Raw genomic sequence first — 21,790 nt, 5'->3', positions numbered from 1 at the left:
CCCCTAGTAGTAGACCGTTGCTACTTTAATCTTCCAGGTTTTCGTTAGTTCCTTTTTCATTTCGGGTAAGAACTAACGAGATAACATTGGAAACCACTATTTCTTTGAAGAGAGGGACTACGCTTATGTCACACATTAAAGGTATTGGCGCATCTGCAGGAATCGCAGTTGCGAAAGCATTCGTCATGGAGACACCTTCATTCGACATCCCGACAAACAAAATCGAGGACGTAGCAGCTGAGAAAGCCCGTTTCCAAGCGGCCATCGCTCAGTCAAAAACAGAACTCGAAGAAATCCGTCAAATCACGCTTCGTGAGCTCGGTGAAGACAAGGCTGAGATTTTCTCGGCTCACTTGCTCATCGTCGAGGATCCTGAGATCGTCTCACAAGTGAACGACAAAATTGAAAGCGAACACATGAACGCTGCGAAGGCGCTCGATGAAGTCGCTCAAATGATGGTCATGATCTTTGAATCGATGGATAACGAGTACATGCGTGAGCGCGCAGCAGACGTTCGTGACGTCACGAAACGTGTCATGGCGCACATTCTCGGTGTCACGTTCATGACGCCAGCCTCAATCTCAGAAGAAGTCATCATCATCGCTGAAGATTTGACGCCGTCTGATACAGCTCAGCTCAACCGTAAGTACGTCAAAGGATTCGCGACAAACATCGGTGGACGTACATCTCACTCGGCAATCATGTCTCGTTCACTCGAGATCCCTGCCGTCGTCGGTACAAAAGTAGCACTCGAAGAAATCAAAAATGGCGATCTCGTCGTCATCGACGGGACAGAGGGCGACGTGTTCGTCAACCCGTCTGAAGAACTCGTCAACGAATATAACGAAAAACGCGCTGCATTCGAAGCGTATAAAGAAGAGTTGAAACAACTCGTCAACGAAGAGTCGATCACAGCCGACGGCCACAAGGTCAAACTTGCAGCGAACATCGGTACACCGAACGACCTCGAAGGCGTATTGAAAAACGGCGCTGACGCCATCGGTCTTTACCGGACCGAGTTCCTCTACATGGACTCGGAAACGTTCCCGACGGAAGAAGAGCAGTATACAGCTTATAAAGCAGTCATCGAAGGTATGGACGGCAAACAAGTCGTCATCCGTACGCTCGATATCGGTGGAGATAAAGAATTGTCTTACCTCGACCTTCCAAAAGAGATGAACCCGTTCCTCGGCTATCGTGCGATTCGCCTTTGCCTCGAAGAGACGGACTTGTTCCGCACACAGCTTCGCGCGCTTCTCCGTGCCTCAGCGCACGGTGACCTCGCCATCATGTTCCCAATGATCGCGACGCTTGAAGAGTTCCGTGCTGCGAAAGCCATCTTGCTCGAAGAAGAAGCAAAATTGAAGACAGAAGGAATCGCTGTCGGTAACTACGAAACTGGGATGATGGTCGAGATTCCATCGACTGCCGTCATGGCGAAGCAATTCGCGAAAGAAGTCGACTTCTTCTCAGTCGGCACGAACGACTTGATTCAATACACGATGGCAGCGGACCGCATGAACGAGAAAGTCTCGTACTTGTACCAACCGTTCAACCCGGCCATCTTGAACTTGCTCCACAACGTCATCACAGAAGCACACAAAGCCGGTAAATGGGTCGGTATGTGTGGAGAGATGGCTGGAGAAGAGCTTGCGATTCCAATCCTGCTCGGACTCGGTCTTGACGAATTCTCGATGTCGGCTTCAAGCGTCCTTCGCGCACGTAGCCTCGTGAAGCGTTTGACGAAGTCGGAAACAGAAGCAATCGTCAACGACGTCCTCAACATGGATACAGCTGAAGAAGTCGTGAACTTCCTCAGTGAAAAATTCGATATTAAGAAGTAACACAAAAAAAGAAGTTCTCGCGGTTGCGAGAGCTTCTTTTTTGTTTACTCGGCTCCTTTGTCATCCGTTCTGAAGTCGAGCGCTTCCCCGGCGACGACCGTCTCTCCGAATGGGACGACGACGATTTTGCCGTCTCCGTTCGTCCAGATGATCGGCGTGATGAGCGATGGGACTTTGTCACGAATCAAGTTGAGGTCGACATCGAGCAAGACGTCCCCTGCTTCGACCCGGTCGCCTTCTTTCACTTTGGCGACGAAGCCCTCCCCTTTCAGGTTGACCGTGTCGAGTCCGACGTGGATGAGAATCTCTCGTCCGTCGTCCGCGAGTAGGCCGATTGCATGTTTCGTCGGGAAGAACGTGGTGATTTGACCGGTGACCGGCGCAACGACTTGTCCCGAGCTCGGCTCGATGGCAAATCCTTCACCCATCATCCGGCCCGAGAAGACTTGGTCCGGCACATCGTCAAGCGATAAGATGACACCCGACATCGGGGCAAGGAATCGATGGTCGGCATGTTCAGCCGCTTCCGGTGTGATGACAGCTTTTTCTTTCGGTTTATATTCGCCGCCTTCGATGATGGCCGCGATTTGCGATTTGAGCGTATCCGATTTCGGACCGAAGATGGCTTGAATGTTATCCCCGACCTCGAGCACTCCGGCCGCTCCCAAATCTTTCAGCAAGTCTTTATCGACTTGTTTGACATCGTTCACAGTGACACGCAAGCGTGTGATACAAGCATCGAGGTGTTTGATGTTATCCGGTCCACCGAGTCCAACGAGCACCTCATACGGTAAATCATCTCCGACGACGGCGCGGGCGCCTTTGCCTTCGGCGACGGTTTCACGTCCCGGTACTTTCAAGTCGAACTTCGTGATTGCGAAACGGAACCCAAAGTAATAGATGACCGCGAAGACGAGACCGACTGGAATGACGAGCCACCAGGCTGTCCGGTTCGGTAATACCCCGAACAAGAGATAGTCGATGAGTCCGCCCGAGAATGTCATCCCGATTTTAACATTGAGCAAGTGCATGGTCATAAAGGAAAGTCCAGCAAAGACGGCATGAATACCAAAGAGAAGAGGTGCAACGAAGACGAACGAGAATTCGACCGGCTCGGTGATTCCCGTCAAGAATGAAGTGAGGGCTGCTGAGAAGTAAAGTCCTTCAACGTCTTTGCGACGTTCTTTCGGGACAGTATGGAACATGGCGAGACAAGCGGCAGGTAATCCGAACATCATGAACGGGAATTTGCCGGTCATATACGTACCGGCTGTAAATTCGACCCCGTCACGAAGCTGGGCGAAGAAGATCCGTTGGTCCCCTTGGACGAGATCCCCCGCTTGGTTCGTATATTCCCCGAACTGGAACCAAAACGGAGAGTACCAGATGTGATGCAGACCGAACGGGATTAGTGAACGTTCGACCAAACCGAAGACGAAGGCGGAGACCGCGACGTTCGCTTCAATGATCGTGCTCGAGAACGTGTTGATCGCTGAACCGATTGGCGGCCAAATATAGGCGAGGGCAATCCCGATCAATAAGCTGAACGCGGCGGTCGCGATTGGCACGAATCGTTTCCCTGCAAAGAACCCTAAGAAATCCGGCAACTTGATGTTGAAGTACTTGTTGTACGCGAATGCGGCAATCAAACCGGCAATGATACCCCCGAATACCCCCATTTGGAGCGTCGGAATCCCGAGTACCGTGGCATAGGCCGGGTCTCCTTGAGCTATTTCCGCGGTAATACCGTTCCACGTGCTGATAACCTTGTTCATAATCAAATAACCAACGATAGCTGCTAACCCGGCAACACCGTCCCCGTTGGCTAGCCCGATGGCGACACCGACGGCGAACAGAAGACCTAGATTGGCAAACACGATATCCCCGGCATCTGTCATAACTTGCCAGACGAGGACGAGTGAATCGTTTGCCAAGAAAGGTAAGAGCGAAACGAGATCAGGGTTTTGGAACGCGGTACCAAATGCGAGTAATAGACCGGCTGCCGGTAGAATCGCAACCGGAAGCATGAGTGCCTTCCCGATTCGCTGCAAAACACCAAACACTTTCTTCCACATCATGGTTCCCTCCTTTTGTCAGAATACTTACTTTTCCCCATCTGCCAGTAGGCTGAAACCGTTTCACCCATACAAAAAAAGCCAACCCATAATGGATTGGCTTATAGCTTCAATTAGTTAGCTTTCTTTTCGTTACCTGAAGCGATGACCGCTTGCATTTCTGATTTCAACGCATCCGAACGTGGTCCGAAGATGGCTTGAATGTTGTTACCGACTTCAAGGACACCAGCTGCTCCAAGGCGTTTCAACTCTTCTTTGTTGACTTGGCTCTTATCTTTTACTTCGACGCGGAGACGTGTGATACATGCGTCAAGGTGTTTGATGTTTTGTGAACCACCGAAACCAACGAGGATATCTTGTGCAAGTTCCGAACCTGTAGCAGTTGATTGCTCAACGACTTCATCTTCACGGCCCGGTGTTTTAAGGTTGAACTTACGGATAACGAAGCGGAATCCGAAGTAGTAAACAACTGCGAACACGAGACCGACTGGAATGACGAGCCACCAGTCTGTACGGTTAGGAAGTACACCGAAGAGAAGGTAGTCGATCAAACCGCCCGAGAACGTCATCCCGATTTTGACGTTCAAGATGTGCATGACCATGAATGAAAGGCCCGCGAAGACTGCGTGTACTGCGAACAAGAGTGGAGCAACGAACAAGAATGAGAACTCGATCGGCTCAGTGATACCAGTCAAGAACGATGTAAGTGCTGCCGAAGCCAAGAGACCACCGACGACTGCTTTACGTTCAGGACGTGCTTCGTGGTACATTGCGAGTGCTGCTGCTGGAAGACCGAACATCATGAACGGGTACTTACCAGTCATGAACGTACCGGCTGTGAGCTCAGCGCCATCACGAATTTGTGCGAAGAAGATCGCTTGGTCACCACGAACGATGTTACCCGCTGCATCCGTGTACGAGCCGAACTCGAACCAGAATGGTGAGTAGAAGATGTGGTGAAGACCGAATGGAATCAATGAACGTTCGATCAAACCGAAGATGAATGCCGCGAACGTGCGGTTTTCAGTCAACATGAAGTTTGAGAACGTGTTCAAGCCGTGCTGAACTGGTGGCCAGATGAGAAGCATGACGAAACCAGCGACAACTGCCAATACCGCAGTAACGATTGGGACGAAACGCTTACCAGCGAAGAAGCCAAGGAATTGCGGCAACTCGATGTTGAAGTACTTATTATATGCCCAGGCGGCGATCAGACCGACGATGATCCCTCCGAATACCCCAGTTTGGAGCGTTGGAATCCCGAGTACTGATGCGTAAGCCGGATCACCTTGTGCGATGATTTCAGGTGTGAGTTCGAGCCAAACACCCATAACTTTGTTCATGATGAGGAATCCGACGATGGCTGCGAGTCCGGCAACGCCGTCCCCTGCTAAACCGATTGCGACACCGACTGCGAATAAGAGTGCTAAGTTCGAGAAGATAATGCCACCCGCTTGCTCCATGAGCTGAGCGAATTTCACAACGCCTTCGTTCGTTAACCAACCAGCGCGTGATGTAAGGGCCGGGTTTTGCATCGCGTTACCGAATGCAAGAAGAAGACCGGCTGCCGGCAAAATCGCAACAGGAAGCATAAGTGCTTTACCGACTTTTTGAAGAACACCAAAGATCTGCTTAAACATGATAAATCCTCCTTTTTGTGATTGTTTCGTGCGGAAAGACGACTGTAGATGTCAGACAACCGACGTATCTAAACGTTTTCATAATAAACGTTTATAAAAACAGAAACAGGCATGAATAAGGTATAGAACGTAGACCTCTCCTAATAGAGAAATCGTTGCGTTCCACTCCTTACTCATGCCTGATCGAATCAGTAACACGTAAGATACGTGGTATCAGTTATCTACTTGTTAGGCGCTGGAGATGCATCGTCAAATATGTCGCTTCACCTCGCGGGACCGGACGCTTTAATTCGCGTTCCATGATGCCCATCAGCTCCCAAGCAGTACTATAGCATAGCGGATATTCTTCGCGCAATACCTTTTCAATTTTTTGTGGGGCCTCCACCATCTCACCCGTCGCAACCCGCTCAACGGCGTACCTTAAGTGCCGAAGTAAGCGCTTATAATCGAGTGAACTCCGGTCCATTTTGACGTTCAAACGACTCTCAATCGTCTGAACGATCTGCCCGATAATTTGGTTGTGTCGATTGACCTCGAGGACGTTTTTGAACGTCGTCGCCGAATGGATGTGGAGCGCGATGAAACCGATCTCCGCGTCCGGCAATAACACGTCAAGCCGCTCGTGAATCATATCGACGATACGTTCGGCGAGCGCGTACTCGTTCGGATAGAGCGATTCGGTCTCAAGCAAGAACGGATTCGTGACTTCCATCCCTTGTTCAATCCGCTTCATCGTGAAGAACAAGTGGTCGGTCAAACCGATATGAATATGTTGGTCGACTTTTTTACCGGTGTTGTTCTCGATAAAGCCGACGATTTCTTGCATGAAAGCAATAAAGTCCTCGTCGACGTGTTTGACGAGTTCACGATATTGCGATTGCTCTTCTTTGTCCGTCAGTTGATACACTTTCTCCGGGACACTGGCCGGGTCGACGAGATCGCCCGCTTTCTTGCCGAAGCCAATCCCTTTCCCGAGTAGAATGACTTCCGGTTCCGGATCATGTTGGCAAATGACAACGCTATTATTCAACACTTTCTTGATCGTATACATCGGTAATGTCATTCGTATCGCATCCCTTACTCACTATAATCGTTTCGTACTAAGTATATCGGTTCATCCCCCAAAAAAGTAGGCGGAAAACAAAAAAGACGAACATTTCTGTCGTCTTTAAAACATTGAATAACCACTCTTGCGCAAGTAGCGAATCGTGACCCCAGCCAAAATCGCACCGAGCAACCCGAAACCGAGCATGAACACATCCAGAAACTGAAGGCCGAGCACGCGTTCGTAAACGTTGGCGAGCGCAGTCGATGTCTCAGTGATGTAACTCGAGAGCTTGACGTTATCAATCATCATAATGACGAAAATCGGATAGATGAACACGAGCGTCCATGTTTTTTTAAGCAGCATGTTCAAAATGAAGCCGATGCTGAAGAAGATGACCAAATAAAGAATCGCCCCAATGACAGCCTGGATAATATGCATGCGATTGCCCCCTTTTCCCGTTGTCTATTATACCGAATCGTTTGCGCTTAGGTCAAAGGTGAACCGTACGCCACCGACAATAAAAAAGTGACCCGCTCCTATGAGCGGGCCACTCAGATATATGGCTTAGAATTTACCTTTTTTGAGGACGAGACCGTACTTCTTCAATTCGAGGAAGTGTTTGTTGTCGATCACTTTCTTCATGAATGAAGCGTTACGACCGAAGATCTTTTTGCCCATGACGATGCCGATGCCATCGTTATGGCCAAGTGATGCGACTGTCCCTTTGCTCTCATACGTGAATTTCGAAGTTGATTTCCCGTTGATGAGTGCTGCGATGTTTTTCGCCACGTTGTGCGCTTGTTGTGTCGCGATTTGCGCAGTCGGCGGGTATGGACGGTTTGAGACCGGATCCATGACAGCCGAGCAGTCACCGATGATGAAGACGTTGTCGTGACCAGGGGCACGGTTGTCCGCCTCGACCATGACACGGTTACGGACCGCTTCAAAGCCAGACTTCTCAACGATCGGGCTACCGCTGACGCCACCTGTCCAGAGAATCGTGTTCGCTTCAATCGTCTCTGTCGTGTCGCCTTGGAGTGGACCGAATGTGACGACACCAGGCTCAACGCCTTTGATGCCGTTGCCGAGTTTCATCTCGACGCCGTTGCGCTCGAGCCATTTCTGCGCGTACGTCGTGAGTTCTGGGTCGAAACCAGGAAGTACAGTCGGAGCGGCTTCGATGTTCACGATGCGAACCGCTTCACGTGGCACGTCATACTGTTTGCAAAGCTCAGGCACACGGTTGACGAGCTCACCGAGGAACTCGATTCCTGTGAATCCTGCGCCACCGACAACGATCGTCACGTACGAGCGGTCAGCTGAACCGTTCGTTTTATATTGAGCGAACGAGTACTCGATATGTTCTTTGATTTTACGGACGCTGTTCAATGAACTGATTGTCATCGCGTTCTCTTTAAGGCCAGGGATACCGAATGTTTCAGGTACGCCGCCGAGTGCGAACACGACATAATCATATTCAACGGCTGAACCGTCTACGAGCAAGACTTGTTTTGCCGTAGTATCGACGCGATCGACGATCCCTTTGACAAATTTCACACGTGACGGGTTCACGACGTCGTTGATGTAGATGCGAGCTTGATCCGGTTTCATCGTTCCGGCCGCTGGCTCATGAAGCCACGTCGTCTGGTAATGGTAATCATGCTTGTTGATGAGCGTGATGTTCGCGTCGCCAGCTGAGAGCGTCTTCTGGAGGTTGACCGCTGTGATGAGTCCACCGAAACCTGCGCCAAGAATAACAATGTTAGGTCGTTTCATGTTCATTTCCACCTTGTTTTGATAGTTTTGTTTTCTTGAACAACCATGTTGTGTGTTTTTTCACATGAGTGTTCACAATAAAGCCTAAACCTTGTTCAACCAATGTTCACAATTGCTTCTCGTTCATTGTACGCTGTTTGTTTTGTTTTCTCAATGGAAAAGCATATCTTCTTGAAATTTTTTTGAATGTGTAGCATGTTTGTACAGAATGGATTTAATTCACGATTGTCACTATAATAGATGTATACGTTTTGAGGAGGAATTCGATGAAATCGACGAAAGATGTGATCATCATCGGTGGCGGCCCAATCGGACTGTTCACCGCATTTTATGCAGGTATGCGCCAACTCGATACGGCGTTGATTGAAAGTTTGCCACAACTCGGCGGACAATTGTCGACACTGTATCCAGAAAAATATATTTACGACATCGCCGGCTTCCCGAAAGTGAAAGCCCAAGATTTGATTGACCAATTGAAAGCCCAAGCCGATCAGTTCGAACAGGACTACCGCCTCGGGGAGACAGTTGAAACAGTCGAGCGTCTCGAGGACGGCACGTTCCAGATTACGACGAATAAAGACGAGTACCATACGAAAGCGATCATCATCACGGCTGGGAACGGGGCATTCGCCGCACGACCACTCGGTCTCGATGGTTGTGAAGACTATGCGAACCTTCATTACTTCGTCGACAACATGGAGAAATTCCGTGATCGACGCGTGATGATCGCCGGCGGCGGCGACTCGGCTGTCGACTGGGCACTCATGCTCGAAGGAATTGCCAAAGAAGTCCATATCGTCCACCGTCGCGACCGGTTCCGTGCCCACGAGCATACGGTCGAACAGATGAAAGCGTCGACGATTAACGTCTGGACGCCATATAACATCGAATCACTTTCAGGTGAGACGCACATCGAGTCGGTCGAATTGACAGACAAGGACGGCGAATCGAAATTCGTCGAGATCGATGACCTCATCTGTAACTACGGTTTCGTCTCATCGCTCGGCCCAATCAAAAACTGGGGCATGGAGTTCGAGAAGAACACGATCCGCGTCGACTCGCGGATGGAGACGACGGTCGCCGGCATCTTCGCGTGTGGTGACATCGCCACGTACGAAGGAAAAGTAAAATTGATTGCGACAGGCTTCGGAGAAGCTCCGATTGCCATCAACCAAGTGAAGCAGCTCGTCGACCCGACAGCGCGTCACCCGCAACATTCGACTTCGGTATTCGCCGGGAAATAAAGATGCGGCCCTCATCATCGCGATGAGGGCCATTTTTCATTTACGGATTGTTTGGAGGATGACCCGGTCGAGCCAGTCATCGAGTTGGGTAAAGACGAAGCCGGCCTTCTTCGCCTCGGCGATTGACATGTAATAGTCGACGTCCGTATCGTACGGCGACGACTCGCCGTCTTTGATGATTTGGACGGGTTTATTTAAGTGATGGCCAATCCGTTCCAGGAGCGCCCCAAGTGAGATGATCCCTTCACTCGCCGCATTGAACGGTCCGGACACGTTGGCCCGACCGACCCATTCCAAAAAGGCCGCTGCCTCAAAACTTGAGATAAAGCCCATCTTCGCTTCGGGATGATGCAGGACGACCGGCTCTTCTCGACGGACAGCATCGATATAAAACTTGAGACGGTCCGTATAGTCGTCCGGGCCTAAGACGATTGGCAAACGGACGGTCGCGACCGGGAATGAGGCGCGATGGAAGAAGTAGGACTCGGCTTCCCGCTTCCCTTGACCATAGTCATGTTCGGATTCAAGATGATAGTCGTGGTGGAGCGGATTGAAGTCACTTTCTTTCAAATCGGCACCCGGTGCATAGACGGACATCGTCGACGTGAGCACATATTTGCCGACTTGGTCCATGAAGGCGTCCGAGGCGATTTTCGCTTGATATGGGTTGAAACAAATATTGTCATAGACGACATCATAATGATCGCGCGATAAGTCTTTCATCGTCGCCACCGATTGTCGGTCTCCTTTGATCGAACGGATTCCTTCCGCCTCGGGCACTTGGAGTTGTCCTCGCGTCACAATCGTCACATCATCCCCGGCTTCCGCCAACCGAAGTGCCAATCGCTTTCCGAAATAACGTGACCCGCCGAATATCAATACTTTTCTCATCGTCCCTACCCCTCCTACATAAAAATGACATCTCTTTTCATTTTCCCTTGCATCCTCTCGCCTAATCTTCCACTTCCTTGAATTTTTTTGTTATTCTTATATATATAGAAAAGAAAGAGGCGAGGCCCATGCATCAAATCATGTTAGAAAAAGGATGGACGTGTGAGTTACCGAAGCAATACGCCATCTACCAAAGTTTATCGGATTTCAGCCGCTACTCGGTCCTTGACCAAGAAGAAGAGAGCGTCTGTTCATTCCAAATCACGACCGACACGTGTAAAATCACGGCGTTCCGCCCTTGGCAACATCACATCGAATTGGATGCGACGTCAAAAGTGATTCGCTTGATTTTGATGGAAGAAAACGACTGAACCAAAAAAAGGCCAATCGTCCATATGATTGGCCTTTCGTTTAGCAATCTCCAGGTGTCCCGGCGTTCGACGCCGTCCGGAAACTCGAACCGCATCCGCACGTGGCGATGGCGTTCGGGTTTTTAATCGTAAACCCGCCACCGAGCATCGACTGCTTATAGTCAATCTCGAGGCCATCGACGACGCCATGATCGGCTTCAGCAACGATGACACGGACGCCGTGATGGTCGAACTGGATATCTCGATCCGTCTTGTCTTCATCAAACCCCATCCCGTACGAGAGGCCGGTGCATCCCCCACCTTGTACCTTGATGCGCAAGTACTGATTTTCGGGGTGTTCTGTCTGTTTCATCATATCGATGACTTGCAATGCAGCTGACTCTGTCAAATGAATCATCTGAACTCCTCCTTCATTATCTTAACTTCAAGTCAACTGACTTGAGATTTTGTGAAATATCTTGTATAACTAAACTGTAACAAAAAAAATTAAATCGTTCCATCTTCGGGGCAGGGTGAAATTCCCGACCGGCGGTATTGAAGACATGATCTTCTCAGCCCGTGAGCGAGCAAGGCGTTGCTTGCTGATTTCGTGAGATTCGAAAGCCGACAGTATAGTCTGGATGGGAGAAGATGGCGGCATCCGACCGATATCCGGATGTTTTCTTTGGCGTGGTCTAAACGCCGACGAGAACATCTATTTCGTATGCGCGTAAACTCTCCCGATTGTTTGATACAATCGGGTTTTTCTATGCGACGGGTGCCATTCATCAAGGAGCGACAAAAGGAGAGATTTTGATGAAAACAACGCGCAACAAACGATTGACAACACTGGTGACGCTATCGATGCTCGGGGCCATTTCTTTTGTCCTCATGCTCTTTAACTTCCCGCTGCCATTCCTACCACCATTCCTAAAAGTGGACTTTAGTGACATTCCCGCGCTCGTCGCCGGAATCGTGTTCTCCCCACTCGCAGGCGTCGTGGTCGTCGCTCTAAAAAACGTCCTCTACTATGTCTTTAACGGTGGCGGCGTTCCGGTCGGTGAAGTCGCAAACTTCTTTGCAGGTGTCGCTTTCATGTATCCGGTCGCATGGTTCTACCATAAACGTAAAACGAATAAAGCGCTCGCTTCAGGCCTCGTGGCCGGCACAATCACGATGGCACTCAGCTTGGCGATTTTGAACTATTTGCTCATCTTACCAGCATACGCGTTCTTCTTCGGCATGACCGAGATGGCGCAACCGGCAGTCAAAACGGACCTCGTCCTCTATGGCATCTTGCCGTTCAACCTTATTAAAGCGTTGTTGATCAGCGCCTTGTTCGTCCCACTCTTCCTCAAGTTGAAGCCGTGGATCGAACGCCAGCGGATGCAACTTCAAGCGTAACTGACATGCACCTCGATTTCGATCGAGGTGCTTTTTATTTGGATACGTTATGCTTAGGAGAGGATTGGAGGAGATGGATTGAACACGACTGAAGAGGTGACCCTTTTTTTAGAAAATGATGATGAATTGATGCGTCTATTGACGACCGTCGCTTCGCTCAATTTACCCGACTGGTGGATCTGTGCCGGATACGTACGGGCGAAGATATGGGATGACGTGCACGGCTATCCAGTACCGACGCCGACCGAAGATGTCGACGTCATCTACTTTGACCAATCTCACAACGACGAAGCAATCGAAAAAGAGTATGAGGCACAACTATACGCTCTGTTACCAAACGTCCCTTGGTCGGTCAAAAACCAAGCCCGCATGCACCTGGTCAATCAATTGCCACCCTATCAGTCTGCGACCGACGCCTTGGCCCACTTCCCCGAGACCGTCACGGCCATCGGTGTCAGCCTCGACAACAGCGGACGGTTGAAGTTGGCTGCCCCTTACGGCATTGACGACATCATTGGATTGAAATTGCGACCGACCCCAGCATTTGCAGACGGATCCCCGCATCACCACATTTATCAAGCACGGATCCAAAATAAAAATTGGCAAGCCACTTGGCCGAAACTTCAAGAAGTGGACGTGACTCGTCACGGACTGTAGAACCCGACCGCCGATACGGTCGGGTTTTGCTATTCATTCATCTACAAAAAAAGAGTGACCACCGAAGTGATCACTCTGAGTATATCGCATTTGATTAGAGAAGCAGACCAGCAAGCGTGGCTGACATCAAGTTAGCAAGCGTACCTGCGAGAATCGCGAGGACACCCATGCGCGCGATATCGTTCCGACGGTTCGGTGCCATTCCACCAAGACCACCGAGAAGGATCGCGAGTGACGAGATGTTAGCGAATCCACAGAGTGCGAAGGCGATCATCGCTTCCGTACGTGCTGAGAGCTCACCCGTTCCAATTATTGGTGCGAACTCTGAGAAGGCAACGAATTCGTTCAAGACGAGTTTCTGACCGAGGAAGCTACCGAACTGAACGGCATCAGCCCACGGTACACCGATGACAAATGCGAGTGGTGCGAACACATAACCAAGAATCAATTCGAGCGAGAGACCGTCGAATCCGACCAAGCCGCCGATTCCACCAAGAATCAAGTTGACGAGTGCAATCAATGAAACGAACGCGAGAAGCATCGCACCGACATTCAATGCAAGGAAGAGACCGTCAGACGCACCGCGAGCGGCCGCATCGACGAAGTTCGCTGCTTTGTCCTCTTCATCTTCAGCAATTTCGATATCATCATTATACTCTTCTGTTTCAGGAACGATGATTTTCGCGAACAAGAGACCAGCAGGTGCAGCCATGAAACTCGCTGCGAGCAAGTACTCAAGCGGTACACCAAGGGCAGCGTATCCAGCGAGAACCGAACCGGCAACCGACGCGAGTCCCCCGACCATAACGGCGAAGAGCTCCGATTGTGTCATTGTCGGAAGGTAAGGCTTGATGACAAGTGGTGCTTCCGTTTGACCGACGAAGATGTTTGCCGTCGCTGAGAGCGACTCTTTACGTGATGTGCCGAGAGCTTTCGCAAGGGCTGTCCCGAGAATACGGATGACCCACTGCATGACACCGAGGTAGTAAAGCAAAGCGATTAAAGAAGACATAAAAATGATAATCGGCAACACTTGGAATGCGAAGACGAAGTTGTCCCCTCCTACAGCTGTACCGAAAACGAAGGCGATTCCGTCATTTGCTGTGTTCAAGACGTTCTGAACGCCTCCTGAGATCCATTCTAACGCGCTACGTCCTGCTGATGTGAAGAGGACGAGGAAAGCGAACGTAAACTGTACCGCGAAAGCGGCAAGAACGGTACGCCATTTGATGGCTTTACGGTTGGTTGAAAAGATGTAAGCGATTCCAATTAGTGCCAAAATACCAACCACGCTCATGATATTCATTGGTGTTGTGCTCCTTTCATATTGGGGAAACCTGATATTGTGATATACCCGAATCGAGATGTGTCCTACCGTTTGAAACGCTTTCTTTTTATGTTGTTAAACGTCAGACAACCTACATTCGAACCTCTTTGAATATAACAGACCCTTTTTAAAAATGCAACGGGTCAAAACAGTCAAAATAAAAAAAGTTTGAAGTTGCTTCAAACTTTTTCACCAAGCCATTTCTTCAATTTTTTCATATACGTTCGTCACGAGTTGCTCTGGCGTATCTCCCGTCACGACCTCGCCATCGACTAGGCAAAACAAGTCGAGCGAACAGACGCCACAGTAGCCTGTACAGCCGTATTCAACGACATCTAGGTCTGGATCGGACTCTAGTTTGGCCCGGGCGATTTGTGAGCCCATCGCCAAATTGGAGGCACAGAACTCAATGATCGGATTCATCATGTCATTCACCCTTCCCCTTTCCCTCAAAACAGGAAAATGGTTCTTCTACGGCGTATTATAACATGATACAGTTGAAGTGTAACAAAGGGGGATTTTTATGCGCAAATTAGTCGTCTTGGGAGGCGGTTACGGGGGTATGCGTGTAATCGAACGCGTCCTCGGCCATCAGCTGAAGGACGTATCGATCACACTCATCGATCGTCTACCTTACCATGGGTTAAAAACAGAGTATTACGCACTTGCGGCGGGGACCGTATCGGATCGCGATATCCGTATCGATTTTCCAGAAGAGATCGATTACATATACGGTCAAGTCACCGATATCGACGCAGGCGACAAGATGGTTCTGCTCGCGAGCGGTGAAAAAGTACCGTATGACGACCTCGTCATCGGACTCGGATGCGAGGACAAGTATCACAACGTGCCTGGCGCCGCCGAGTTCACGTACAGCATCCAAACGTTAGAAGAATCACGTAAGACCCAACAAGCCATCAACGGTCTGTCGCCCGGTTCAATCGTCTCAATCGTCGGTGCTGGATTATCGGGTGTCGAACTCGCCAGCGAGCTGCGCGAGAGCCGTCCTGATTTGACGGTCCGTTTGTTCGACCGTGGCCCGTCGGTCTTATCGTTCCTATCGAGCCGCGTCTCGATGTATGTCCAGTCTTGGTTCGAAGAGCACGGCGTCGAGGTCATCAACCAGTCGAATATCGTCCGGGTCGACGCCGACGGCCTATGGAATCATGAGCAACACTTCCCGTCTGATTTGACGGTTTGGACGGCTGGGATTCAACCGGTCGCCGTCGTCCGAAATCAAGGGTGGGAACTCGATGGCGGCGGGCGCGTCAAATTGACACCGCACCATTACGTCCCGGAACAGCCGGACATCTTCGTCGTCGGAGACAACGCCAGCCTTCCGTATGCACCTTCCGGTCAGCTCGCTGAAGCGCAAGCGGAACAGATCGTCCAAGTGTTGCTCTGTAAATGGAAAGGCGTCAGTTATCCGGATTTACCGGATATCAAACTCCGAGGAACGCTCGGCTCGCTCGGGAAGAAGGCCGGCTTCGGTGTCTTCATGGGCAAACAGTCCCTCACCGGAAAAGTCGCTCGACTGCTCAAGTCCGGAATTCTTTGGAAACATAAAGTCATTAAATAACATGAACGGGTCGACCTTTACGGTCACCCGTTTTTTTGTGTAATGTGCTTGATTTCCCGTTCTGCGGCCATCTCCTTGAGTCAAAAGTCTTGTATCTGAATCCCCTGTATCCTTATCTAAATATTCAGATTTTTAATTCCATTGACATATTCTACCCGATGGGAAAACTTGTTACTCTATGGGCACGGCAGTTCGACATCGCGTCACCTCGCCTACATAACCCGAAGGAGGAAACAAGTTGAAAAAAGTTTGCAGCACTGTCCTCGCCTCACTGCTCGTCTTGTCAACCGTTCCAGGAGGCGCAGAAGCCGCCCCGAACAAAGAGAAAGAACGTGTCATCGTCGTCTTCAAGGAATCGGCGAAAAACATCCCGCTCTCGATTGAAGGCATGGAAGTTCGCCAACAGTACAAAAACATTCCGGCCGCAGCGCTCGAAGTACCGAAGGCTGCCTTGAATGGCTTGAAGAACAACCCGAACGTCGCCCACGTGGAAGTCGATCAAACGGTACAAATCGAAAATCAGACGCAAGACTGGGGCATTCCGAAGTTGAAAGCTCCATCAGCTTGGCAGAGTGGCTACACCGGGAAAGGCGTGAAAGTATCGGTCGTTGATACCGGAATCTCGCCGCACCCTGATTTGACGATTGCTGGTGGTGCCTCGTTCAGTACAGTCACGAGCTCATACGCGGATGACAACGGTCACGGTACGCACGTCGCCGGGATTATCGGTGCCCGCAACAACAGCATCGGAACGGTCGGGATTGCCCATGAGGCGAGCATCTATGCCGTTAAAGCACTCGAAGCCAACGGTAGTGGTAGCCTCTCGAGTATCATCGCCGGGATTGACTGGTCGATCACGAACGATATGGACGTCATCAACTTGAGTCTCGGGACGACAAGTCCATCGACGACGCTCCAACAAGTCGTCGATCGCGCCAATAACGCGGGTATCCTCGTCGTCGCGGCAGCCGGTAACAACGGACGCGCTGACGGTACAGGTGACCTCGTCAACTACCCAGCCCGTTACAGCTCGGCCATCGCCGTCGCGGCGACGGACATCAACAACAACCGCGCCTCGTTCTCGGCGACAGGTAGCACGGTCGAAGTCGCGGCACCAGGTGTGAGCATCAACTCGACACTCGCGAACGGAGGCTACGGTCAAATGAGCGGGACATCGATGGCGACACCTTACGTCGCCGGTAACCTCGCACTCATGAAGCAAGCGTTCCCGACGTTGTCGAGCTCGCAACTCCGCACGAAACTGTCACAAGATTCGATCGACCTCGGAACGGCCGGCCGTGACACCTGGTTCGGGAACGGACTCGTGCAAGCACCGACGTCTGGCGGCACGACGCAACCGGTCCAAGCGCTCACGACGACAGTATCGACATCGAAATCAACTTACTACGCTGGTGAAGTCGTCTCGATTTCTTCAACAGTCCGGAATTCGAACGGCCAAGCGGTCGCGAACGCCGACGTCCGTGTGACGGTCACACAGCCAAACGGCGCGACGCTCACAGGAACAGGCAAGACAAGTTCAACGGGCGCCATCACGTTCACGCTCTCGACAAGCTCTTCGTCACAACGTGGGACGTATCAAGTAAAATCTGATGCGACGCTCACTGGTTACACGGCAGGTTCGGCGACGTCGTCGTTCCAGCTTCTATAACGCAAAAGAGTCGAACGACAATCGTCGCTCGACTCTTTTCATGCTGTCGTCTGTTCAATGGCCGAATAGACTTTCCGTAGTTGGACGACCCCTTCGTCCACCACTTCCCCATCGATGAGCACGAGCGGATAGAACCACTCGTCCTGCTTGATCGCTTCGGCGATGTCATCGTCCGCCGTCTCAAAATCGATATACTCGAACTCGAACGCCTGATTCGGATATTTCCGTGCCAATGCGCTTTGCAACCATTCGTATGTCTCAATCGAACTCGGCGCCCCGACACAGCTCGCACACTGTACTTCGGCCCCATATACCGTGATTTTCATATCCATTCCCCCTCTTCTTTCCTATTATACAAAAATCAAGAAGCTGCATCGTCACAAAACGCTCAGCGTTAATGATTGAGAAACAATCTCAAACTTGCTAGAATGAAAGAGAACCAGAAAGGGGTAGATACCATGGAAATGTTTGATCAAGTCCAAGAAGTACTCGATAAATTACGCCCGTTCTTGCTTCGCGACGGCGGTGACGTCGAACTCGTTGATGTAGAAGAAGGCATCGTCAAACTTCGTTTGATGGGTGCATGCGGCAGCTGCCCATCTTCAACAATTACATTGAAAGCCGGGATTGAGCGCGCGCTCATTGAAGAAGTACCTGGCATCGTTGAAGTCGAACAAGTATTCTAAACAAAAAGGGAGACAATCATGTCATCCCTTTTTTTCATGCATGTGTCCATTCGTCCAAGCTCTCGACCATATAGGTTGGGAGTTTTTCTTGTTCCTGAATGAAAGCCGGACCATGTACGCCTGAGTTGACGTGGAGCGTCCGAATCCCGCCGTTGATCCCGAACAAGATGTCGGTATGGTAGTTATCCCCGACCATGACGACTTCTTCTTTCGTGAGACCAATCATCTCAAGCGCGATATCGACCATGACCGGTTCTGGTTTGCCGATAAAGAACGGATCTTTTTCCGTCGTTACCGTCAAGACGGACGTGAGTGCACCGTTCCCTGGTAAAAAGCCGCGTTCGGTCGGAATGGCGATATCGCCGTTCGTCGAGATGAAACGAGCGCCGGAACGGATCGCGAGCGCGCCTTTCGCCAACTTTTCGTATGTGATGTGTCGGTCGAGCCCGACGACGACGTAATCCGCCTTCGCCTCTTCCGTCACATGGAAACCGCGTTCTTCGAGCGCCAGGCGCAGGCCATCTTCACCGATCATGTAAATCGTCGCCCCTGGCGTCATCTTCTCGATATAACGGGCCGTCGCCATCGCACTCGTCAATACGTGCTCAGGCGTCACATGCACACCCATCGAGACAAGTTTATCCGCCACTTGCTCCGGCGTCATCGACGCGTTGTTCGTGACGAATAAGTATGGGAAGCCGGTCGCCTCGAGTCGATTCACAAAATCGACCGCTGCTTGAATCGGGGCCGTCCCCGCATACATCGTGCCATCTAAATCAAATAAGTATCCTTTAATCGGATTCATCTAATCACTCGCTTTCTGGTAAAAATGCTGATACAGGACCGAGCTCCACCTCGAGATAGCGTCGGACCTGCTCTGGGAATGCCTCGAACGTTGATTTATCACGGTCGACCCAGACGTCGAACCGGGCCGAATCTGCCGTGACGAACTCCCTGACATAGTGCGCCCGTAATCCGACGAGCGCTTTCGTCGCTTCCGCCGTCTCGGCGTCGAGCACACGCTCGTCGAGCAAGATGTCGACAATATCCTCATAACTGCCCGGGTCACGCATGATGAACCCGTCAATCATCGAGTTGCCGACGTCAATCACGCCCTCCATCAAGTGAACGGCCAAACGTTGTTTCGCCAGCTCGATGGTGAACGCGTCCCCCTCTAATTGGTCGAGTCGACTGAGCATCGTCTCCATATGGGTCAACGTCTCGTTAATCTTTTCTCTGTTTACAAAATACATCGCAATCCCCCCTGCCTCCTATAGTAATCCTTTTTCTCGTTCGAGAAAAGAATCTCTCCTATTTACATCATTTACGTAATTGTGATACACTAATCCACGGATTAACACAACTATTAGTATGTCACATTAAATAGATATCATGTGGAGGGTACAACACTATGGAACGAGAATTAGCGTTAGAGATCGTACGAGCAACCGAGGCAGCAGCATTGGCCTCATCGAAATGGATCGGTCGTGGGCAAAAGAACGAAGCGGATGACGCAGCGACATCGGCCATGCGTGAAGTACTCGGCACGATCAATATGGATGCAACTGTCGTCATTGGTGAAGGTGAACTCGATGAGGCACCGATGCTTTATATCGGTGAACGCCTCGGGACGACGTTCGGACCAGAAGTCGATATCGCCGTTGACCCGCTCGAAGGGACGTCGATCGTCGCCAAAGGACTCGGGGACGCCATGGTCGTCATCGCGGTCGCGGATAAAGGCGCTCTCCTCCACGCACCAGATATGTATATGGATAAGCTCGTCGTCGGCCCGAATTTAAAAGGCAAAGTCTCACTCGACGAACCGCTCGAGTCGATTATCGAGAAAGCCGCCCTTTATAACGGCAAGCGTATCGAGGAAGTGACCGTCATCATGCAAGACCGTGATCGTCATGAACATTTCCGTCAAGCGGCGATGAACATGGGTGCACGTGTCAAGCTGTTCGAAGACGGCGACGTCTCGGCCGGAATCGCAGCGGCCGTCAAGTCGAACCCGATCGATATCTTCATCAGTACGGGCGGCGCACCAGAAGGCGTCATCACGGCAGCGGCCGTCAAAGCGCTCGGCGGCGACATGCAGGCACGCCTCCACCCGATGAATGAAGAAGAGACGGCACGTGTCATCTCGATGGGCATCGAGGACCCGCTCCAATTGCTCACGCTTGACGACCTCGTCAAGAGCGACGACTGCATCTTTGCGGCGACAGGCGTCACATCGGGCGAATTGCTGGACGGCGTAAAATTCTTGACGGACGATATCGTCGAGACGACGTCGCTCGTCATGCGATCGAAGACGAAGACGATTCGTAAAGTCGTCGCCGAGCACACGTTGTCGCTCAAGCCCTACCTCCAAAAACAAGAAGTCAACGCCTAATACAAAACCTCCGCTCTCGATGAGCGGAGGTTTTCGTTTAGAATCCTTGTTCAAAATCTGTCCCGACATGGTTCGTCTGCGGTTGTTCTGCTTTCCGAAGTGAATCGTAGAACGTCGCATACGTCGTCGTAAAGTACGGATAGACGTACAAGAAACCGATGCCGAGTGTAATGACCCCGAGAAGGAACCAACCGATGAACGAGAGAACGAGTTTGAACGCGTCCATCTTATGGCCGTCCATCATCCGGCGTGATTCGGTAATCGCCTCGAGGGCCGATAATTCCGGCTGGTCACGTAAGATGTAATACGTGAGTGAGTACGAGAAACTTTTGATGATTCCCGGAATCACGAGGAGCAGCGACCAAAGGAAGATAAACAATCCCATGAAGAATGGGGCGAGCACGTGCTTGACGTATCCCTTTTGGAACGGCTCGAACAATGTCGCGACGACCGGCTTGTCACCGCGCGATACAGATAGGACGAGCCAAGACCAACCGATGGCGAGCGGTGCGATCAATAATGTGAGGAGGAGCGACAAGAACGTAAGTCCCGTGTCCGCTGCTGTTGGGACCGCTTCTGGATCTACAGGAGGCGCGAACGATTGTGGAATCCCGTTCAAGACGACGAATAAAATCAAAAGGCCGGCGAGTAACCAACGCTTTCCAGTTAACATTTGTTGTGCATGTTGCTTAAGTTGTGCAGTCATTTTCATCATCCTTTTTTTGAGTTCTCTCTTCAGTGTACGTCATCACTTCACGAAAAGTTTCAAAAAAACACGAAAAAAGGGAAAAGGTTTTTCCTTTCCCTTCAATACATGACGTTGCCCATGAAAAACTGGGACATCGATACGATAAATAAGAGCACACCTGTGGCCACTGCCGCCAACGAAATAATTTTAAAGAGGCGGCTTCTCAAAAACGCCTGACGATATTCAAAGCGGCGGATTAGCAAAACGTGGACAACCTCATAAATCAGGACTGCGGCGGTGAAGTAAAACGTCATGATACTCCCGAACCCGAAGAACAACATCGCCAGTACGCCCAAGCCGAAATTATGGATTCGATTATGGACGTCATCGCGGTCACCGACGGTCGCCGTTTGTACGTGTTGCATACTTCCACCTCACTTCCAAAACCCACAAAAACCCGAACAGAAACAATAACCTTAAATATAAGTTATCACAATTTTCCTATCCCTAAACCTGTCAC

The 21,790-nt window shown here is 50.8% G+C and carries 21 protein-coding genes, 2 pseudogenes and 1 riboswitch; of the genes and pseudogenes, 9 read left to right on the top strand and 14 right to left on the bottom strand.

Annotated elements, in window-relative coordinates; genetic code table 11:
• Positions 1–125 precede the first annotated feature (125 nt).
• The gene (ptsP, locus tag ACZ2GZ_RS05040) at positions 126–1,844 is read left to right on the top strand and encodes a phosphoenolpyruvate--protein phosphotransferase (RefSeq protein WP_021065530.1); all 1,719 of its coding nucleotides are present in this window, start codon (positions 126–128) and stop codon (positions 1,842–1,844) included.
• A gap of 137 nt (positions 1,845–1,981) precedes the next feature.
• Here ptsP and ptsG (ACZ2GZ_RS05035) read toward each other — a convergent pair.
• The 5 genes and pseudogenes from ptsG (ACZ2GZ_RS05035) to ACZ2GZ_RS05015 form a co-directional block, all read right to left on the bottom strand.
• A pseudogene (ptsG, locus tag ACZ2GZ_RS05035) lies at positions 1,982–3,919 on the bottom strand (glucose-specific PTS transporter subunit IIBC); the annotation flags it as partial.
• 140 nt (positions 3,920–4,059) lie between these two features.
• Positions 4,060–5,559, bottom strand: a pseudogene (gene ptsG, locus ACZ2GZ_RS05030) (glucose-specific PTS transporter subunit IIBC); the annotation flags it as partial.
• Between the two features lie 217 nt (positions 5,560–5,776).
• Complete coding sequence (glcT, locus tag ACZ2GZ_RS05025) at positions 5,777–6,622, bottom strand: glucose PTS transporter transcription antiterminator GlcT (RefSeq protein ID WP_021065527.1); 846 nt, start codon at positions 6,620–6,622, stop codon at positions 5,777–5,779.
• A 105-nt stretch (positions 6,623–6,727) separates the two neighbouring features.
• The gene (locus ACZ2GZ_RS05020) at positions 6,728–7,045 is read right to left on the bottom strand and encodes a YuiB family protein (protein WP_021065526.1); all 318 of its coding nucleotides are present in this window, start codon (positions 7,043–7,045) and stop codon (positions 6,728–6,730) included.
• A gap of 126 nt (positions 7,046–7,171) precedes the next feature.
• Entirely contained in the window at positions 7,172–8,383 is a 1,212-nt protein-coding gene (locus ACZ2GZ_RS05015) for an NAD(P)/FAD-dependent oxidoreductase (protein WP_021065525.1), read from the bottom strand.
• Between the two features lie 266 nt (positions 8,384–8,649).
• On the opposite strand from ACZ2GZ_RS05015, the gene ACZ2GZ_RS05010 reads away from it, so the two are divergent.
• Positions 8,650–9,627: an NAD(P)/FAD-dependent oxidoreductase gene (locus tag ACZ2GZ_RS05010; RefSeq protein WP_021065524.1), complete on the top strand. Its 978-nt coding sequence runs from the start codon at positions 8,650–8,652 to the stop codon at positions 9,625–9,627.
• A 36-nt stretch (positions 9,628–9,663) separates the two neighbouring features.
• Here ACZ2GZ_RS05010 and ACZ2GZ_RS05005 read toward each other — a convergent pair whose 3' ends face one another.
• The gene (locus tag ACZ2GZ_RS05005) at positions 9,664–10,518 is read right to left on the bottom strand and encodes an NAD-dependent epimerase/dehydratase family protein (protein WP_214714525.1); all 855 of its coding nucleotides are present in this window, start codon (positions 10,516–10,518) and stop codon (positions 9,664–9,666) included.
• 128 nt (positions 10,519–10,646) lie between these two features.
• On the opposite strand from ACZ2GZ_RS05005, the gene ACZ2GZ_RS05000 reads away from it, so the two are divergent.
• Positions 10,647–10,889 carry a hypothetical protein gene (locus tag ACZ2GZ_RS05000; protein WP_021065522.1) on the top strand — a complete coding sequence of 81 codons (243 nt, stop codon included), beginning with the start codon at positions 10,647–10,649 and terminating at the stop codon, positions 10,887–10,889.
• A gap of 40 nt (positions 10,890–10,929) precedes the next feature.
• Here the strand turns inward: ACZ2GZ_RS05000 and ACZ2GZ_RS04995 are convergent, their stop codons facing one another.
• Positions 10,930–11,286, bottom strand: coding sequence for a HesB/IscA family protein (locus tag ACZ2GZ_RS04995; RefSeq protein ID WP_021065521.1), 357 nt, complete (start codon positions 11,284–11,286; stop codon positions 10,930–10,932).
• 97 nt (positions 11,287–11,383) lie between these two features.
• Positions 11,384–11,525, top strand: a riboswitch (FMN riboswitch).
• Between the two features lie 159 nt (positions 11,526–11,684).
• Here ACZ2GZ_RS04995 and ACZ2GZ_RS04990 point away from each other — a divergent pair.
• Both ACZ2GZ_RS04990 and ACZ2GZ_RS04985 read left to right on the top strand, forming a co-directional pair.
• Positions 11,685–12,272: an ECF transporter S component gene (locus tag ACZ2GZ_RS04990; protein WP_031199812.1), complete on the top strand. Its 588-nt coding sequence runs from the start codon at positions 11,685–11,687 to the stop codon at positions 12,270–12,272.
• 78 nt (positions 12,273–12,350) lie between these two features.
• Positions 12,351–12,929, top strand: a complete 579-nt coding sequence (locus ACZ2GZ_RS04985) for a nucleotidyltransferase family protein (protein WP_251135261.1) — start codon at positions 12,351–12,353, stop codon at positions 12,927–12,929.
• Between the two features lie 94 nt (positions 12,930–13,023).
• Here ACZ2GZ_RS04985 and ACZ2GZ_RS04980 read toward each other — a convergent pair whose 3' ends face one another.
• Both ACZ2GZ_RS04980 and ACZ2GZ_RS04975 read right to left on the bottom strand, forming a co-directional pair.
• Positions 13,024–14,235, bottom strand: a complete 1,212-nt coding sequence (locus tag ACZ2GZ_RS04980) for a NupC/NupG family nucleoside CNT transporter (protein ID WP_058764061.1) — start codon at positions 14,233–14,235, stop codon at positions 13,024–13,026.
• A 210-nt stretch (positions 14,236–14,445) separates the two neighbouring features.
• Positions 14,446–14,682, bottom strand: coding sequence for a YuzB family protein (locus ACZ2GZ_RS04975; protein WP_021065517.1), 237 nt, complete (start codon positions 14,680–14,682; stop codon positions 14,446–14,448).
• A 97-nt stretch (positions 14,683–14,779) separates the two neighbouring features.
• On the opposite strand from ACZ2GZ_RS04975, the gene ACZ2GZ_RS04970 reads away from it, so the two are divergent.
• Entirely contained in the window at positions 14,780–15,835 is a 1,056-nt protein-coding gene (locus ACZ2GZ_RS04970) for an NAD(P)/FAD-dependent oxidoreductase (RefSeq protein ID WP_021065516.1), read from the top strand.
• A 238-nt stretch (positions 15,836–16,073) separates the two neighbouring features.
• Positions 16,074–17,504, top strand: coding sequence for a S8 family serine peptidase (locus tag ACZ2GZ_RS04965; protein ID WP_214714524.1), 1,431 nt, complete (start codon positions 16,074–16,076; stop codon positions 17,502–17,504).
• Between the two features lie 38 nt (positions 17,505–17,542).
• Here the strand turns inward: ACZ2GZ_RS04965 and ACZ2GZ_RS04960 are convergent, their stop codons facing one another.
• A complete protein-coding gene (locus tag ACZ2GZ_RS04960; protein ID WP_029595112.1) occupies positions 17,543–17,836 on the bottom strand; it encodes a DUF1462 family protein in 294 nt (97 codons plus the stop codon).
• A 96-nt stretch (positions 17,837–17,932) separates the two neighbouring features.
• On the opposite strand from ACZ2GZ_RS04960, the gene ACZ2GZ_RS04955 reads away from it, so the two are divergent.
• On the top strand, positions 17,933–18,190 hold the full coding sequence (locus ACZ2GZ_RS04955; protein WP_228617585.1) for a NifU family protein: 258 nt from the start codon (positions 17,933–17,935) through the stop codon (positions 18,188–18,190).
• 34 nt (positions 18,191–18,224) lie between these two features.
• Here the strand turns inward: ACZ2GZ_RS04955 and ACZ2GZ_RS04950 are convergent, their stop codons facing one another.
• Positions 18,225–18,995, bottom strand: a complete 771-nt coding sequence (locus tag ACZ2GZ_RS04950) for a TIGR01457 family HAD-type hydrolase (protein WP_021065513.1) — start codon at positions 18,993–18,995, stop codon at positions 18,225–18,227.
• 4 nt (positions 18,996–18,999) lie between these two features.
• Entirely contained in the window at positions 19,000–19,443 is a 444-nt protein-coding gene (locus tag ACZ2GZ_RS04945) for a DUF86 domain-containing protein (protein ID WP_131472395.1), read from the bottom strand.
• 158 nt (positions 19,444–19,601) lie between these two features.
• Here ACZ2GZ_RS04945 and glpX point away from each other — a divergent pair, with 158 nt between their 5' ends.
• Positions 19,602–20,582, top strand: a complete 981-nt coding sequence (gene glpX / locus ACZ2GZ_RS04940) for a class II fructose-bisphosphatase (RefSeq protein WP_021065511.1) — start codon at positions 19,602–19,604, stop codon at positions 20,580–20,582.
• A gap of 37 nt (positions 20,583–20,619) precedes the next feature.
• On the opposite strand, the gene ACZ2GZ_RS04935 is transcribed toward glpX, so the two are convergent.
• Positions 20,620–21,288, bottom strand: coding sequence for a DUF975 family protein (locus ACZ2GZ_RS04935; RefSeq protein ID WP_214714523.1), 669 nt, complete (start codon positions 21,286–21,288; stop codon positions 20,620–20,622).
• A 101-nt stretch (positions 21,289–21,389) separates the two neighbouring features.
• Positions 21,390–21,695, bottom strand: a complete 306-nt coding sequence (locus tag ACZ2GZ_RS04930; RefSeq protein WP_021065509.1) for a hypothetical protein — start codon at positions 21,693–21,695, stop codon at positions 21,390–21,392.
• Positions 21,696–21,790: the final 95 nt, after the last annotated feature.

The organism is Exiguobacterium sp. KKT215, from assembly GCF_055635335.1.
This window is presented reverse-complemented; position numbering and strand designations above follow the sequence as displayed.

Coding starts and splice junctions, on each gene's coding strand:
- ptsP (WP_021065530.1), top strand. CDS start 126: ATGTCACACATTAAAGGTATTGGCGCATCTGCAGGAATCGCAGTTGCG.
- glcT (WP_021065527.1), bottom strand. CDS start 6,622: ATGACATTACCGATGTATACGATCAAGAAAGTGTTGAATAATAGCGTT.
- ACZ2GZ_RS05020 (WP_021065526.1), bottom strand. CDS start 7,045: ATGCATATTATCCAGGCTGTCATTGGGGCGATTCTTTATTTGGTCATC.
- ACZ2GZ_RS05015 (WP_021065525.1), bottom strand. CDS start 8,383: ATGAAACGACCTAACATTGTTATTCTTGGCGCAGGTTTCGGTGGACTC.
- ACZ2GZ_RS05010 (WP_021065524.1), top strand. CDS start 8,650: ATGAAATCGACGAAAGATGTGATCATCATCGGTGGCGGCCCAATCGGA.
- ACZ2GZ_RS05005 (WP_214714525.1), bottom strand. CDS start 10,518: ATGAGAAAAGTATTGATATTCGGCGGGTCACGTTATTTCGGAAAGCGA.
- ACZ2GZ_RS05000 (WP_021065522.1), top strand. CDS start 10,647: ATGCATCAAATCATGTTAGAAAAAGGATGGACGTGTGAGTTACCGAAG.
- ACZ2GZ_RS04995 (WP_021065521.1), bottom strand. CDS start 11,286: ATGATTCATTTGACAGAGTCAGCTGCATTGCAAGTCATCGATATGATG.
- ACZ2GZ_RS04990 (WP_031199812.1), top strand. CDS start 11,685: ATGAAAACAACGCGCAACAAACGATTGACAACACTGGTGACGCTATCG.
- ACZ2GZ_RS04980 (WP_058764061.1), bottom strand. CDS start 14,235: ATGAATATCATGAGCGTGGTTGGTATTTTGGCACTAATTGGAATCGCT.
- ACZ2GZ_RS04975 (WP_021065517.1), bottom strand. CDS start 14,682: ATGATGAATCCGATCATTGAGTTCTGTGCCTCCAATTTGGCGATGGGC.
- ACZ2GZ_RS04970 (WP_021065516.1), top strand. CDS start 14,780: ATGCGCAAATTAGTCGTCTTGGGAGGCGGTTACGGGGGTATGCGTGTA.
- ACZ2GZ_RS04960 (WP_029595112.1), bottom strand. CDS start 17,836: ATGGATATGAAAATCACGGTATATGGGGCCGAAGTACAGTGTGCGAGC.
- ACZ2GZ_RS04955 (WP_228617585.1), top strand. CDS start 17,933: ATGAAAGAGAACCAGAAAGGGGTAGATACCATGGAAATGTTTGATCAA.
- ACZ2GZ_RS04950 (WP_021065513.1), bottom strand. CDS start 18,995: ATGAATCCGATTAAAGGATACTTATTTGATTTAGATGGCACGATGTAT.
- ACZ2GZ_RS04945 (WP_131472395.1), bottom strand. CDS start 19,443: ATGTATTTTGTAAACAGAGAAAAGATTAACGAGACGTTGACCCATATG.
- glpX (WP_021065511.1), top strand. CDS start 19,602: ATGGAACGAGAATTAGCGTTAGAGATCGTACGAGCAACCGAGGCAGCA.
- ACZ2GZ_RS04935 (WP_214714523.1), bottom strand. CDS start 21,288: ATGACTGCACAACTTAAGCAACATGCACAACAAATGTTAACTGGAAAG.
- ACZ2GZ_RS04930 (WP_021065509.1), bottom strand. CDS start 21,695: ATGCAACACGTACAAACGGCGACCGTCGGTGACCGCGATGACGTCCAT.